Origin of the sequence: Hymenobacter metallilatus (assembly GCF_003944705.1) — a bacterium.
Taxonomy (GTDB): Bacteria; Bacteroidota; Bacteroidia; order Cytophagales; family Hymenobacteraceae; genus Hymenobacter; species Hymenobacter metallilatus.
Window position 1 is genome coordinate 106,017 of record NZ_RWIS01000002.1, and the last position, 13,787, is coordinate 119,803.

A 13,787-nucleotide genomic window follows, 5' to 3' on the forward strand; every position below is an offset into this window, starting at 1 on the left:
TGTTATGATTGCAGCGGATTCAGTCGGGTTACAACGGAACAAAGGTAAGGGGGAAATTCACAATCTGGGACGTACCGCCTTGATGAATCTGCTGAGGTAATAGTCGGTTTCCAGAGCATTCTCCACAACACCTAAGGAGCTGGAAGAGTGAATGAACTGCACGCTTTCCGGCGAGGCTTCCGTGACTAAACCCACGTGCGTAATTGTGCTGCTGCCTGGCGAGGCTCCAAAAAATACCAAATCACCGGGCCGTAAATCCTGTGGTTTTATGGGCTCACCCCAGGCCGCCTGCTCGTTACTGGAGCGCGGAATAGCCACATTGATGGCCGCAAACGACTCGTGCAGCAGCCCTGAGCAGTCCATGCCCAGGCGGGTGGTGCCCCCGTATTTGTAGGGGGTGCCTTGGTAGGAGCGGGCGGTTTCGATAACGGCCGCCAACTGCACCGGCACGTTGGCCGGCAAAGGCCGGCTGGGCCGCCGTACCACCACTTTTGACTTGCCTGCCGTAGTTCCGGCCTTTGATTTGGCCTTGACCGTAGTGCCGGCCGCGCCCCGGCGCCGCTCAGCTGCTTTTATTCGGGCCATGTCGCGGGCCGAATAGTAGCGCCCATTGCGGTAGTTTACCTTGCTGGTGCTGCCGCAGGCAGCCAGCCAGCCGACCAGCAGTAAAAGCAGTGCTGTAGAGAGTGGCCGCTGCCACTGCGCTGAATGCCGTACCTTCGTAGCGTGTTCCCGCATCGGGGCAAAGATACGCGAAGCAGTCATTTTACTCCTCATCTTTCTATGGACTTTCAACTCCTGACTCCTGCGCTGGTGGCCGAATTTGAGGCCATTGTGGGGACACCATATGTACTAACCGCCCAGCGGGTGGAGGCAGACGTGTACGCCGACTATGGCCGCGACCATACCGAGGACCTGCAGTTTGCGCCGGACGTGGTAGTGCGCCCCGGTAACGCCGAAGAGGTAAGCCGCATTGTACGCCTCTGCCACGAGCACCGCCTGCCCATCACGCCGCGGGGGGCTGGTACTGGCCTGTCGGGTGGGGCCTTGCCGGTACATAAAGGTGTTGTTATCAGCACTGACCGCCTGAACCGCATTCTGGAAATAGATGAGCGTAACCTGCAGGCTACCGTGGAGCCGGGCGTGGTGAATGAGGTGTTTCAGAATGCGGTGAAGGAGGTGGGCCTGTTTTACCCGCCCGACCCGGCCAGCAAGGGCAGCTGCTCGCTGGGCGGTAACCTAGCCCACAGCAGCGGCGGCCCCAAAGCCGTGAAATACGGTACCACTAAGGATTACGTGCTGAACCTGCAAGTGGTGCTGCCCACCGGCGACCTGATCTGGACGGCGGCCAACACGCTCAAAAACTCTACCGGCTACAACCTCACCCAGCTCATGATTGGCTCGGAAGGCACGTTAGGCATCATCACCAAGGTGGTGTTCCGGCTGTTGCCCTACCCCAAGCAGAATATCCTGATGCTGGTACCGTTCCGGCAGGAGGCCCAGGCCGCGGAAGCTGTTTCAGCCGTATTTCGGGCCGGCATCATTCCGTCGGGCATGGAGTTTATGGAGCGGGAAGCCATTGTCTGGTCCTCTGAATACCTGAAAATACCGCTTACTCTGCCCGAGGATATCCGGGCCCATTTGCTCATCGAGCTGGATGGCCAGGACCTCGACCAACTGTATAAGGATGCGGAGGCCGTGTACGGGGTGCTGGAAGGCTACGACATCGACGAGATTCTGCTGGCGGATACGGCGGCCCAGAAGGATGATTTGTGGCGCATTCGGCGCAACATCGGCAACTCAGTGCGTTACAACTCCGTGTATAAAGAGGAGGATACCGTGGTGCCCCGGGCCGAACTACCTGCCCTGCTGCGGGGCGTGAAGGAAATTGGGAGCCGCTACGGCTTTACCTCCGTGTGCTACGGCCACGCCGGCGACGGTAACCTGCACGTCAACATCATCCGGGGCAACCTCGATGATGACATGTGGAACGTGGGCCTGCGCCAGCCCATCACCGAGATATTCGAACTATGCGTTAAGCTGGGTGGTACCATTAGCGGGGAGCATGGCATTGGGCTGGTGCAGAAAGGGTACATCGGCATTGCCCTGCCCGACACCAACCTGGAGCTGATGCGCGGCATCAAGCGGGTGTTCGACCCCCACGGCATCATGAACCCCGGCAAAATCTTTTAATCAGGATGCCGGCCATCAACTACCACAACCGCGTTTTCCGGTCCGTTGATAGTACTCCCAACGGGGAAGTAGATGCCGAAACGAGCTTCTACTACCAGCAGGAGGGCAATCTGGTAACGGCTACTTATTCCGGCGGCGACATCCGGTGGGGAATGTTGCTGGCGCTGGCCGATGCCGCAGGCAACCTGACCATGCGCTATCAGCACCTGAACCAGCAGCACGAATTCCGAACGGGCATTTGCCTGACCACTCCGGAAGTACTGTCCGACGGGCGCCTGCGCCTGCACGAGCGGTGGCAATGGACCAGCGGCGACCAATCGGCGGGGCATTCTGTTTTAGAAGAAGTCCTGACCTGAGTGCAAGCCCCGCACGCACCAGCGCCCTACCCGGCACGTAAGGCTGGGTAGGGCGCTGTAGTAGTTGTAAGCAGAAGGTTTAGGAGAGCTAGTAAGCGCGCTGTGCAGGTGCTTACAAATTTTCCTGGGCGCCTTTCAGCTTGTCCTCACCGCCGTAAGGAGCACCAGCCGTAATGTCACCCCGCAGGCCGCCCTGCGATACGCCGGGGCCATTACCGGACTGCTGGGAATTGGCATCAGCCCCACCTACCTGCGAGGCAGTGGCCGGCTGACCGTTTCCGGTGATGATGGTCGTTTTCTCGCCTACCGGCCCCGCAATTGCGTTAACCTTTTCCACGTATTGGCGGCGGGCTTCGTCCTGGTCAGTACCCTTGTATTTGCTCCACGCATCCCACTGGGCCTGCGAAAGGCCCTTAGGGCCGTTGGGGTTGTCGGGCGTGTCGTCGCCTACTTCATCCCGCTTCGTGTCATGGTCGCCCTCCGTGGCTTGCTTGTACAGGCCGTACAAATCGGTCATGTGGGCGGCGGCCTGGTCGCCGGGCAAGTGGTCTACCCGCGACACAGCGGCTTCAAACTCTTGTTGTAGGCTCATTTTATCTTGCAGAGTCATGGTGTAACAAAGGAGGTGGAAGGGGAGAGTGTAGAGGTTGTACTACAGGGGCCCGGCTTTGGTTGCAGGCGCGTGCAGTACTTTTTTTAAGAACTCAAGTCCTGATAGTTCGTACTTTTGCCCGCCTTATGTGTGGAATCTCCGGAGTATTCGCCTTTACTGACGCTGGCCGCAACTCGCTGGCTTCACTGCATGCCTCAACCGACGCCATCGTCAGCCGTGGCCCCGATTCGCAGGGGCACTTTGTATTCGAGCGGTGCGGGCTGGGGTTTCGTCGCCTGGCCATTCTCGATTTGTCGGCGGATGGTAACCAGCCCATGACGGATGAATCGGGGCGTTACACCATTGTATTCAACGGCGAAATCTTCAATTTTAAGGAGCTACGCCAGAAACTGGTTGCCAAGGGCCACCGCTTCCACTCCCAGACCGATACGGAAGTGGTGTTGCACCTCTATATGGCCGAGGGCCGGAACTTCCTGAAAAAGCTGAACGGCTTCTTCGATTTCGCTATTTATGATAAGGAGGAAGATTCCGTTTTTCTGGCCCGCGACCGGATGGGGGAGAAGCCCTTACTGATTTACCGCGACGAGGATAAGCTCCTGTTTTCCTCCGAGATGAAGTCGTTGCTGGCCCTGGGCATTCCGCGCAAGCTCGACTACGTCTCGTTGAGCCACTACCTGCAGCTCAACTACATTCCGGGCCCTGCTACTATCTTCAAAGGCGTTAAGAAATTGCTGCCTGGCCATTATTTATATGTGAAGGGCAAGAAGGTGGTACGCAAGCGTTGGTATAAAGTGCCCTACGACCCCAAAAAGGTTGAGAAGAACCGGACCAGCTACGAGCAGCAGCAGGCCAAGCTGGTGGAACTGCTGGATGAAGCTACGGCCCGCCGCCTTGTGGCCGACGTGCCGGTGGGGGCCTTTCTGAGCGGCGGTATCGACTCCTCAGTGGTAGTGGCCTTGGCCTCCCGCCACACCCAGCACCTGAACACGTTCAGCATTGGCTACCGCGACGAGCCGTTCTTCGACGAAACCAAGTACGCCAAGCTCGTAGCCGACCGGTACAAAACCAACCACACGGTTTTCTCCCTCACCAACCAGGACCTGTACGACCACATTTTCGATGTGCTCAACTACATTGATGAGCCGTTTGCCGATTCCTCGGCATTGGCCGTGTACATCCTGAGCAAGCGCACCCGCGAAAAAGCCACCGTGGCCCTGAGCGGCGACGGGGCCGACGAGCTGTTTGCCGGCTACAACAAGCACATGGGCGAGTTTCAGGTGCGGCAGGGGGGCTTCAAGGCCGAAGCCGTAACCGGCCTCAACCTGCTCTGGGACGTGTTGCCTAAGTCGCGCAACTCCTACTTCGGCAATAAAATCCGGCAGTTTCAGCGCTTCTCGCGCGGGATGCTCAGCGGCCCCAAAGACCGGTACTGGGACTGGGCCTCGTTTGCCTCCGAAAAGGATGCCCGCGGCTTGCTCAGCGCTTCTTCCCGCCGCAAAGTGGGGAAGAAGCTGGCCGAAAAACGCCGCAAAGACCTGCTGGCCGACCTGCACGCCGACGGCGACCTGAACGAAGTGCTCCTCACCGACACCAAGCTGGTGCTGCCCTACGATATGCTCGCCAAGGTGGACCTGATGAGCATGGCCAACTCCCTGGAGGTACGCCCGCCCTTCCTCGACCCCAATGTGGTACGCTTTGCCTTCTCCCTGCCCGTTAGCAGCAAGATTGACGCGAAGATGAAGAAGAAAATTGTGCAGGATGCCTTCCGGCCTATGTTGCCCGAGGAGCTGTATAAGCGTCCCAAGCACGGCTTCGAGGTGCCCCTGCTCAAGTGGTTCCGCGGCGAGCTGCGCCCCCTGATTGAAGACGATCTGCTGTCGGATGGCTTCATTGAGGCCCAGGGCGTGTTCGACGTGGACAGCATCCGCACCCTGAAAAAGCAGCTGTTCAGCAGCAGCCCCGGCGACGTGCACGCCCGCATCTGGGCCCTGATTGTGTTTCAGTGGTGGTGGAAAAAATGGATGATGGCCTAACATCCGGATTGCCTCCGCAACGTCACGTTTCTTTTGATTTCAACTTCCTGCTTTTCCTTCCTGTATGTCGGCACCCGTTCTCCCGCGTAAGCTCTCTATCATTATTCCGGCTTACAATGAAGGGGCAACCATCCACCTGATTCTGGATCAGGTAAAGGCCGTGGAGCTGATTGGGGGATTTACCAAGGAGGTAATCATTGTGAATGACTGCTCCCGGGACAATACCGAAGAAGCCATTCATACTTACATAGCCGCCAATCCGGAGCTGAACATCCAGTACCGCAAGCACGAAGTAAACCAGGGCAAAGGTGCCGCCCTGCACACCGGCATCCGGGAGGCTACCGGCGAGTACCTGATTATTCAGGACGCTGACCTAGAATACGACCCCGAGGAGTACAACGTACTGTTGCGGCCTATCGTGCGCGGCATGGCCGATGTGGTGTATGGCTCCCGCTTCATGGGTGGTAAGCCCCACCGCATCCTGTTCTTCTGGCACAGCATCGGCAACAAGTGGCTCACGGCCTTATGCAATGCCTTCTCTAACCTCAACCTCACCGACATGGAAACCTGCTACAAGCTGTTCCGTCGGGATATTGTGCAGGGCCTGACGCTGGAAGAAAAACGCTTTGGCTTCGAGCCGGAGGTGACGCTCAAGATGGCCCGTGTGCCCAATGTGCGTATTTACGAGGTAGGCATCAGCTACTACGGGCGTACGTACGCCGAAGGCAAGAAAATAGGCTGGCGCGATGGATTTCGGGCCATCTATTGCATCATCAAGTACGGTCTGTTCAGCTAAGGACAAGTACGCCCACTCAATACTCATCAACTGACTTACATATGAAAATTGCAGTAGTAGGCACGGGCTATGTAGGCCTTGTAACGGGTACCTGCTTTGCCGAAGTAGGTATCGACGTAACCTGCATTGACATTGATCAGCGCAAAATCGACAACCTCCACAAAGGAATTCTGCCCATTTATGAGCCGGGCCTGGAGGAGATGGTAACGCGCAACGTAGCTGCCGGCCGCCTGCATTTTTCAACCAAGCTGGCTGATGCCATTAAAGGGTGTGACGTAGCCTTTATTGCCGTGGGCACTCCGCCCGGTGAGGACGGCTCGGCTGACCTGAAATACGTGCTGGGCGTAGCGCGCGAGATAGGGGAGAACATGAGCACCTACGGCGTAATTGTCACCAAAAGCACGGTGCCCGTGGGTACTGCCGCCAAAGTGCGCAAGGAAATCGAGGATGCCCTGGCCCGCCGCAACGAGACTATCGACTTTGATGTGGCCTCCAACCCCGAGTTCCTGAAGGAAGGGGCGGCCATTGATGACTTCCTGAAGCCCGACCGGATTGTAGTGGGAGTGGCTTCTGAGCGGGCCGAGGAGGTGATGAGCCGCCTTTATAAGCCCTTCCTGCTGAACGGGCACCCCATCATCTTCATGGACATTCCGTCGGCGGAAATGACGAAATACGCGGCCAACTCCATGCTGGCTACCAAAATTTCGTTCATGAACGACATTGCCAACCTCTGCGAAATCATGGGGGCCGATGTAAACATGGTGCGCAAAGGCATTGGCTCCGATGCCCGCATTGGTACCAAGTTCATTTACCCCGGTATCGGCTACGGCGGCTCCTGCTTCCCAAAGGATGTAAAGGCCCTCATCAAAACGGCCGAGGAAAACGGCTATAAGATGCAAGTGCTGAAAGCTGTGGAAAGCGTGAACGACGCCCAGAAGGAAGTGCTGTATAATAAAGTGAAAAAGCACTTCGGAGGCGAACTAAGCGGGAAGAAGATTGCCGTGTGGGGCCTGTCGTTCAAGCCCAAAACCGACGATATGCGCGAAGCTCCTTCGCTGGTTATCATTGAGAAACTACTGGCCGAGGGCTGCACCGTTACGGCCTACGACCCAGTGGCCATGGAAGAAGCCCGGCATACGCTGAAGGATACCATTACCTACGCCAAAGACCAGATGGAGGCCCTCATAGATGCCGACGCTTTGCTGGTGGTGACGGAGTGGCCGGAGTTCCGCGTACCAAATTTCGAGGTAATGAGTCGCCTGCTCAAGCAGAAGGTTATCTTCGATGGCCGCAACATCTACGATGCAGCGGAGCTGCAGGCTGCCGGCTACGCCTACCACTGCATTGGGGTGAAAACAGCCCACCACGAGCCGGCTTAAGAAGGAGTTTATCGTTGTGAGTTGTTGGTTTTTAGGTGTGATACCAGCTGGAAGCCAACAACCAGAAACGAGAAACCAGTAACTAGAAACTCTCAGAAATATGGCTGACAAAAAACGAGTATTGATTACCGGCGGGGCGGGCTTCCTGGGCTCCCACCTCTGCGACCGGTTTCTGGCGGAAGGCTACCATGTAATTGCCATGGATAACCTGATTACCGGCGACCTGAAAAACATTGAGCATCTGTTTGGCAACGAGAGTTTCGAGTTTCACCACGCCGATGTGTCGAAGTTCGTATTTGTGCCCGGCAAGCTCGATTACATCCTGCACTTCGCTTCGCCCGCTTCGCCCATCGACTACCTGAAAATTCCCATTCAGACGCTGAAAGTTGGTTCGCTGGGTACGCATAACCTGCTGGGTCTGGCCCGGGTGAAGGGCGCCCGGATGCTGATTGCCAGCACCTCGGAGGTGTACGGCGACCCGGAGATTCACCCGCAGGTAGAGGAGTATTTCGGCAACGTGAACCCCGTAGGGCCGCGCGGCTGCTACGACGAGGCCAAGCGTTTTCAGGAAGCCATTACCATGGCCTACCACACCCACCATGGCTTGGAAACCCGCATTGTCCGCATCTTCAATACCTACGGCCCCCGGATGCGCCTCAACGATGGCCGCGTGCTACCGGCGTTCCTGAGTCAGGCGCTTCGCGGCGAAAACCTCACGGTGTTTGGCGACGGTTCCCAAACCCGCTCGTTCTGCTACGTGGACGACCTCGTGGAGGGAATTTACCGCTTGCTGCTGAGCGACTACCCGCTGCCCGTGAACATCGGCAACCCCGATGAAATTACCATTAAGGAGTTTGGGGAAGAAATTGCCCGCCTCACCGGCGTGGAGTTCAAGCCCGACTACCGTCCCCTGCCCACCAACGACCCCATGAAGCGCCGGCCCGATATCAGCAAGGCCAAGGAGATACTGGGATGGGAGCCGAAGGTAAACCGGGCCGAAGGCCTGCGCCGTACGCTGGAGTATTTCAAAGAGAATGTGCCGGGTGTAGCCACTGGCACCGTTAATAACACGCCGCGGACATTTTAAATACGCAGTGCCCAATAGAAGAAGTCCGTCGGCAGGCTGCTGACGGACTTTTTTTTGCACCTTCTGTCTACCTTTGCTTCATGCCTGTACCTGTTCATCCAGCCCCATATTTGATTGAGCTGCCACGGTATGGAAGCGAATCGGAGGGCTACCTGACGGTAGCGGAAGCCGATAAAACAATCCCGTTTCCGGTGCACCGGACGTTCTGGACCTACAATACGCCAGAGCTTGTGGTACGGGGCCGGCACGCGCATTACCACACCCAGCAAGTACTGATAGCCGTAGCTGGGCGTATCGTGGTGATGACGGAAACGGCCCTTCAGGGAGTTCAAACCTTTATTCTGGACCGCCCAACGCTGGGCCTGTATGTGCCACCGCATGCCTGGCATACCATGCAGTACCTGGCTGGTACCCTGCAGGTAGCTATAGCCTCGCAGCCCTACGACGAGGCCGATTACATCCGTGACTATCACACATTCCGGCGCATTTGGTGCGCTTAGGGCCGCCGCTCCATGAACCAACAACGCGCAGCGTTTCTGGCAGGCTACCTGTACCGCTGTCCGGCTGCTTTCTTCCTTATCCTGCTTACGCTGGTGTCCGGCTGGTTTATGTGGTATCCGGATAGAATTCCGATAAATAATGGCTTTGGCTTCGAGGGAGCATATTTCTACCGGGCCGTAGCGCTGGATTTTTACCGGGCCGTTTTTGTTGAGGGCGTCAATGCCTACAGTATTCAGCGTATTCTACCATTCGGCCTGCTGCACTACTTCTTCCGGCTAACCGGCATTGCTTTCACCGATGCGAACCTGCTGCGGTACTTTGAATGGTATAATCTGGTTGTCGGCGGGCTGGTAGTATATTACTGGGACCAGCTGGCCCGCCTGTTACGGCTGGGCCCGGCAGCGGTGTGGATTGGGTATCTGAGCTTGCTGGTCAGCTTTGCTACCCTGAAATACGATACCTACGTGCCGTTCACATACGACCGTACGGCCCTGCTGGTGGGGCTTATGAGCCTGTATTATCACCTGGCCCGGCACCCGGGGCGGTTACTGCTGACGGCCTTGGCCTCCTTGCTGGTATGGCCTACGGCACTGTACTGCAATATTGTGCTATTGGTGTTGCCCCCGTTTCTGCGGCTGCCGCGCAGAGGTAATAAGCCGCTGAGCGTGCTATGGGCGGCCGGAAGCAGCCTGGCGCTGGCTGGGCTGTGTGTACTGACGCTTTATATTAAGCGTATTGAGCTGGGCCTGATAGTGGCTCCCATGGAATACACGGTGCTGCCACTCAGCATCGGACTGATTACGCTATATGTGGCCTTTACGCAGTATGAGGTGGCCCGGGTACTGGGGGCTTCCCCTGCCAATCTGCTGAAGCTGGGGGAGCAGGTGCTGCGGCAACCCCGCGCCTGGGTGGCCGTGCTGGTATTGGTAGCCGCTTTTCTGGGGCTTACGCGCGGCCTGGGCCGACAGGGTACCGAGCATCTGAACGTGGCTACCTTTCTCACAAACATGGTATATGGCGCCGTAACGCGGCCTCTGCAAAGCCTCGTGGCCCATAGCAACTACTACGGTCTTCCGGTGGTGTTGGGGCTGCTGTACTGGCGCCGTGTGCTGCTGGCCGTGCGCCAGCTAGGGCTGGCAGTAGGGGGCCTGCTGGTGCTGCTGCTTTTACTATCGGTGAATTGCGAGACCCGGCAGCTGGCTAATCTGCTGCCGGTGCTGGTGGTAGGGGTAGCCATGGCGGTGCAACAGCTGAAGCCGCGTCCGTGGGCGGTGGCAGTTACTACCGGACTATACTTGGTACAATCGAAGGTCTGGCTGCGTATCAACGCCTTCGACCCCACCTTCGGGCAGCCCCAGGACCAGTTTCCGCTGGGCAATGGACCTGGCTCTGAGTATGTCTGGAACTCTCCCTTTCAGGCGTACTGGATGAATGTTGGTCCCTGGACTAGTAACCAGTTTCTGCTGATCCAGGCAGTGGTCTTACTCGCTATGCTGGCAGCAATACGCTGGCTGTATGGACCTGTCCGGCTGCGGAAAGTCAACACTTCTGCTACGTAAGCCCTTGACGCTACCTCGTCAGGTCAGGTTTGATTCCGCATCTTTACGCGCTGGCCCGGTATGCGGAGCCGTATCGACTTCTGCTGTTTCTCGTCTTATGCCCAAGCTTTCTGTTATTGTTCCGTGCTACTACAATGAGCTGAACATCCCGATTACCGGGCCCGAGCTGATTGCCAACGAGCAGAACTTTCCTCCGGAAGTTACCTTCGAGTATGTGCTGGTTGATGATGGCTCCCGCGACGGGACCTGGGCCGCCCTACAGACTTTTCAGCAGGCACATCCCGAGCGGGTGACGCTGGTGAAGCTGGCCGGAAATGTGGGTTCCTACAATGCCATTGTGGCCGGTATGGCCGCCGCTACGGGGGAGTGCATGGCCGTTATTACGGCCGATTTGCAGGACCCACCCGAACTCCTGGTCCAGATGTACACCTACTGGCAGCAGGGTCTGAAGCTGGTACTAGCCAACCGCGCCGACCGGGAGGAGGGTTTTGGGCAACAGCTGGTAGCCAATACTTTTCACTGGCTCATGCGCCGTATTGCCCTGCCCGGCATTCCCTCCGGTGGCTTCGATATGGTATTCTTCGACCGGCAGCTGCGCGACGAGGTTGTGCGTATGCAGGAACGCAATGGCAACGTGTTCTACCTGCTGGTGTGGCTCGGCTACCCCTACGTGAGTATTCCGTACCGCCGCCGCCGCCGCCAAGTGGGGCAGTCACGCTGGACGCTGAGCAAAAAGGTTAAGCTATTCGTGGACTCCCTGCTCTCCTTTTCTTTCTTTCCGGTCCGGGCCATTTCAGTGCTGGGCTTGCTACTAGGTGGAATAGCCACCTTATATGGCGTTTTTCTACTGATTCTGCGCCTTTCCGGGGCGCCTGAGCCCGAAGGTTGGACCACCCTCATGCTAGTGGTACTGTTCGTTTCTGCTTTCCAGATGATAGCCTTGGGCGTCATCGGCGAATACGTGTGGCGCGGCCTCGACGCCGCCCGCCGCCGCCCCATGTACGTGGTGGAGGAACAGCGGCCGGCCGTAGTTCGCGGAGGCTCCTAGCTTTTTACCTTATCTTTGCTGCTCAACAGCCGGTTTCGGATGCATCCGCGCCGGCTGTTGGAGCGTTACACTCAACCATACTGCATGAAGCGCGCACTTATTACGGGCATCACGGGCCAGGACGGCTCTTATCTGGCCGAGCTTCTTTTGAGCAAGGGCTACGAAGTACACGGTATCAAGCGCCGCTCTTCCTCCATTAATACCGAGCGGGTCGACCACCTCTACCAGGACCCCCACGAGGAGCACGTGCGCTTCAAGCTGCACTACGGCGACCTGACCGACTCCACCAACCTGATCCGGATTATGCAGGAAGTGCAGCCCGATGAGGTGTACAACCTGGGGGCCATGTCGCACGTGAAGGTGAGCTTCGACACGCCCGAGTACACGGCCGACGTGGACGGGGTGGGCACGCTGCGGCTGCTGGAAGCGGTGCGCATTCTGGGCCTCACGCACAAGACGCGCATCTACCAGGCCAGCACCTCGGAGCTCTACGGGCTGGTGCAGGAAGTGCCCCAGCGCGAAACCACGCCCTTCTACCCCCGCTCGCCCTACGCCGTGGCCAAGCTCTACGGCTTCTGGATTACGGTCAACTACCGCGAGGCCTACGGCATGTACGCCTGCAACGGCATCCTGTTCAACCACGAGAGCCCGCAGCGGGGCGAAACCTTCGTGACGCGCAAGATTACCCGCGCCGCTGCCCGCATTGCCCTGGGCCTGCAGGACAAGCTGTATCTGGGCAACCTGGACGCCCAGCGCGACTGGGGCCACGCCAAAGACTACGTGGAAGCTATGTGGCGTATGCTCCAGCAGGAAAAAGCCGAAGACTATGTAATTGCCACCGGCGTAACCACCACCGTGCGCGAGTTTGTACGCCTGGCCTTTGCCGAAGTAGGTGTGGAAGTAGCTTTCGAGGGCGAAGGAGTAGAGGAAAAAGGTGTGGTAGCGGCCTGTCTGAATCCTGATTACCAACTGCCTATCGGGGCAGTTATAGTACAAATTGATGAGCGGTACTTCCGACCCACGGAGGTGGAACTGCTGATTGGCGACCCGGCCAAAGCGAAAGCCCAACTGGGCTGGGAGCCCCAGTACGACCTGCCCGCCCTGGTAAGTGAAATGATGCAGGCCGACCTCGACCTGTTCCGCCGCGACGCGTATCTGCGCGCTGGTGGGCACCCGGTACCCGGTGCTTATTCTGAATAGGCCTTGCAGCAGCGGCTTTACGGCACTTTACTTCTTTCCATTTCACTACGCAGGGAGTAACCTGCGGTGCTTTCCCAATAATGGAGTCTAACGCCAAGATTTACGTGGCCGGCCACCGGGGCATGGTGGGCTCGGCCCTGCTGCGCCGCTTGAAACAAGCGGGTTACCATAATCTGGTAACCCGCACCTCCCAGGAGCTGGACCTGCGCGACCAGGCTGCCGTGGCATCTTTTTTCGCCCTGGAAAACCCGGAGTATGTTCTGCTGGCCGCCGCCAAAGTAGGCGGCATTGTGGCCAACAACACCTACCGGGCCGATTTCCTCTACGACAACCTGATGATACAGAACAACATCATCAGCCAGAGCCAGCAGCATGGGGTGCGCAAACTGCTGTTTCTGGGTTCCTCCTGCATCTACCCCAAGCTGGCCCCGCAGCCCATCCGGGAGGAGTACCTGCTCACCGGGCCGCTGGAGCCCACCAATGAGCCCTACGCCATTGCCAAAATAGCCGGCCTCAAGCTCTGTGAGGCTTACCGCAGCCAGTACGGGTGCAACTTTATTTCGGCCATGCCCACTAACCTCTACGGCCCCGGCGACAACTACGACCTGCAAAACTCGCATGTGCTGCCGGCCTTGCTGCGCAAGTTCCATGAGGCCCGGGAGCAGAAGAAGCCGGAAGTGGAAATCTGGGGTACGGGCACGCCGCGCCGCGAGTTTCTGCACGTGGATGACCTGGCCGATGCCTGCCTGCACCTGCTGCTGCACTACAACGAGGCCGAGCCCGTGAACATTGGTACCGGCGAGGATATTACCATTGCCGACCTAGCCGACCTCGTACGCAATATAACCGGCTACACCGGCTCCATTCGCTTCAATACCGACAAGCCCGACGGTACTCCGCGCAAGCTGCTTGATGTGGAAAAGCTAGCCGGGCTGGGGTGGCGCTATACCATTCCGTTGCGCGAAGGTGTGAAGAAAGTGTACCAGGAGGCCTTTGCCAACTGAGACTGGCGGCCGTAGCCG

13 protein-coding genes are annotated in these 13,787 nt (G+C 58.0%); 11 read left to right on the plus strand and 2 right to left on the minus strand.

Translation table 11 applies throughout. The annotated features are described in order from the left end of the window. Positions 1 to 57 precede the first annotated feature (57 nt). Positions 58 to 738, minus strand: a complete 681-nt coding sequence (locus EI290_RS03800; protein WP_246008841.1) for a C40 family peptidase — start codon at positions 736 to 738, stop codon at positions 58 to 60. 45 nt (positions 739 to 783) lie between these two features. Between EI290_RS03800 and EI290_RS03805 the strand changes: the two genes are divergently transcribed. Together EI290_RS03805 and EI290_RS03810 are read left to right on the plus strand one after the other, a co-directional pair. Then, positions 784 to 2,193, plus strand: coding sequence for an FAD-binding oxidoreductase (locus EI290_RS03805; RefSeq protein ID WP_125426937.1), 1,410 nt, complete (start codon positions 784 to 786; stop codon positions 2,191 to 2,193). Between the two features lie 5 nt (positions 2,194 to 2,198). Next, positions 2,199 to 2,549 (plus strand): n-acetylglutamate synthase, encoded by a 351-nt coding sequence (locus EI290_RS03810; protein WP_125426939.1) that lies wholly within the window; start codon positions 2,199 to 2,201, stop codon positions 2,547 to 2,549. A 112-nt stretch (positions 2,550 to 2,661) separates the two neighbouring features. Here the strand turns inward: EI290_RS03810 and EI290_RS03815 are convergent, their stop codons facing one another. Further along, complete coding sequence (locus tag EI290_RS03815; RefSeq protein ID WP_125426941.1) at positions 2,662 to 3,159, minus strand: acyl-CoA-binding protein; 498 nt, start codon at positions 3,157 to 3,159, stop codon at positions 2,662 to 2,664. A gap of 128 nt (positions 3,160 to 3,287) precedes the next feature. Between EI290_RS03815 and asnB the strand changes: the two genes are divergently transcribed. The 9 genes from asnB to EI290_RS03860 all read left to right on the plus strand — a co-directional run bounded on the left by asnB (position 3,288) and on the right by EI290_RS03860 (position 13,769). Continuing rightward, entirely contained in the window at positions 3,288 to 5,195 is a 1,908-nt protein-coding gene (gene asnB / locus EI290_RS03820) for an asparagine synthase (glutamine-hydrolyzing) (RefSeq protein ID WP_125426942.1), read from the plus strand. 64 nt (positions 5,196 to 5,259) lie between these two features. Then, positions 5,260 to 5,991 (plus strand): glycosyltransferase family 2 protein, encoded by a 732-nt coding sequence (locus tag EI290_RS03825; RefSeq protein ID WP_125426944.1) that lies wholly within the window; start codon positions 5,260 to 5,262, stop codon positions 5,989 to 5,991. 41 nt (positions 5,992 to 6,032) lie between these two features. Beyond that, the gene (locus EI290_RS03830) at positions 6,033 to 7,370 is read left to right on the plus strand and encodes a UDP-glucose dehydrogenase family protein (RefSeq protein ID WP_125426946.1); all 1,338 of its coding nucleotides are present in this window, start codon (positions 6,033 to 6,035) and stop codon (positions 7,368 to 7,370) included. 100 nt (positions 7,371 to 7,470) lie between these two features. Continuing rightward, positions 7,471 to 8,457, plus strand: coding sequence for a UDP-glucuronic acid decarboxylase family protein (locus EI290_RS03835; protein WP_125426948.1), 987 nt, complete (start codon positions 7,471 to 7,473; stop codon positions 8,455 to 8,457). Between the two features lie 80 nt (positions 8,458 to 8,537). Beyond that, entirely contained in the window at positions 8,538 to 8,957 is a 420-nt protein-coding gene (locus EI290_RS03840) for a sugar 3,4-ketoisomerase (RefSeq protein WP_125426950.1), read from the plus strand. Positions 8,958 to 8,969: 12 nt separating this feature from the next. Then, on the plus strand, positions 8,970 to 10,517 hold the full coding sequence (locus EI290_RS03845) for a hypothetical protein (protein WP_125426952.1): 1,548 nt from the start codon (positions 8,970 to 8,972) through the stop codon (positions 10,515 to 10,517). 97 nt (positions 10,518 to 10,614) lie between these two features. Further along, the gene (locus tag EI290_RS03850; RefSeq protein ID WP_185816836.1) at positions 10,615 to 11,565 is read left to right on the plus strand and encodes a glycosyltransferase family 2 protein; all 951 of its coding nucleotides are present in this window, start codon (positions 10,615 to 10,617) and stop codon (positions 11,563 to 11,565) included. An 84-nt stretch (positions 11,566 to 11,649) separates the two neighbouring features. Next, positions 11,650 to 12,765: a GDP-mannose 4,6-dehydratase gene (gene gmd, locus EI290_RS03855; RefSeq protein ID WP_125426956.1), complete on the plus strand. Its 1,116-nt coding sequence runs from the start codon at positions 11,650 to 11,652 to the stop codon at positions 12,763 to 12,765. 80 nt (positions 12,766 to 12,845) lie between these two features. Next, positions 12,846 to 13,769 carry a GDP-L-fucose synthase family protein gene (locus tag EI290_RS03860; protein ID WP_125426958.1) on the plus strand — a complete coding sequence of 308 codons (924 nt, stop codon included), beginning with the start codon at positions 12,846 to 12,848 and terminating at the stop codon, positions 13,767 to 13,769. Positions 13,770 to 13,787 lie beyond the last annotated feature (18 nt).

Coding starts and splice junctions, on each gene's coding strand:
- asnB (WP_125426942.1), top strand. CDS start 3,288: ATGTGTGGAATCTCCGGAGTATTCGCCTTTACTGACGCTGGCCGCAAC.
- EI290_RS03810 (WP_125426939.1), top strand. CDS start 2,199: ATGCCGGCCATCAACTACCACAACCGCGTTTTCCGGTCCGTTGATAGT.
- EI290_RS03800 (WP_246008841.1), bottom strand. CDS start 738: ATGCGGGAACACGCTACGAAGGTACGGCATTCAGCGCAGTGGCAGCGG.
- gmd (WP_125426956.1), top strand. CDS start 11,650: ATGAAGCGCGCACTTATTACGGGCATCACGGGCCAGGACGGCTCTTAT.
- EI290_RS03840 (WP_125426950.1), top strand. CDS start 8,538: ATGCCTGTACCTGTTCATCCAGCCCCATATTTGATTGAGCTGCCACGG.
- EI290_RS03805 (WP_125426937.1), top strand. CDS start 784: ATGGACTTTCAACTCCTGACTCCTGCGCTGGTGGCCGAATTTGAGGCC.
- EI290_RS03825 (WP_125426944.1), top strand. CDS start 5,260: ATGTCGGCACCCGTTCTCCCGCGTAAGCTCTCTATCATTATTCCGGCT.
- EI290_RS03860 (WP_125426958.1), top strand. CDS start 12,846: ATGGAGTCTAACGCCAAGATTTACGTGGCCGGCCACCGGGGCATGGTG.
- EI290_RS03815 (WP_125426941.1), bottom strand. CDS start 3,159: ATGACTCTGCAAGATAAAATGAGCCTACAACAAGAGTTTGAAGCCGCT.
- EI290_RS03845 (WP_125426952.1), top strand. CDS start 8,970: ATGAACCAACAACGCGCAGCGTTTCTGGCAGGCTACCTGTACCGCTGT.
- EI290_RS03850 (WP_185816836.1), top strand. CDS start 10,615: ATGCCCAAGCTTTCTGTTATTGTTCCGTGCTACTACAATGAGCTGAAC.
- EI290_RS03830 (WP_125426946.1), top strand. CDS start 6,033: ATGAAAATTGCAGTAGTAGGCACGGGCTATGTAGGCCTTGTAACGGGT.
- EI290_RS03835 (WP_125426948.1), top strand. CDS start 7,471: ATGGCTGACAAAAAACGAGTATTGATTACCGGCGGGGCGGGCTTCCTG.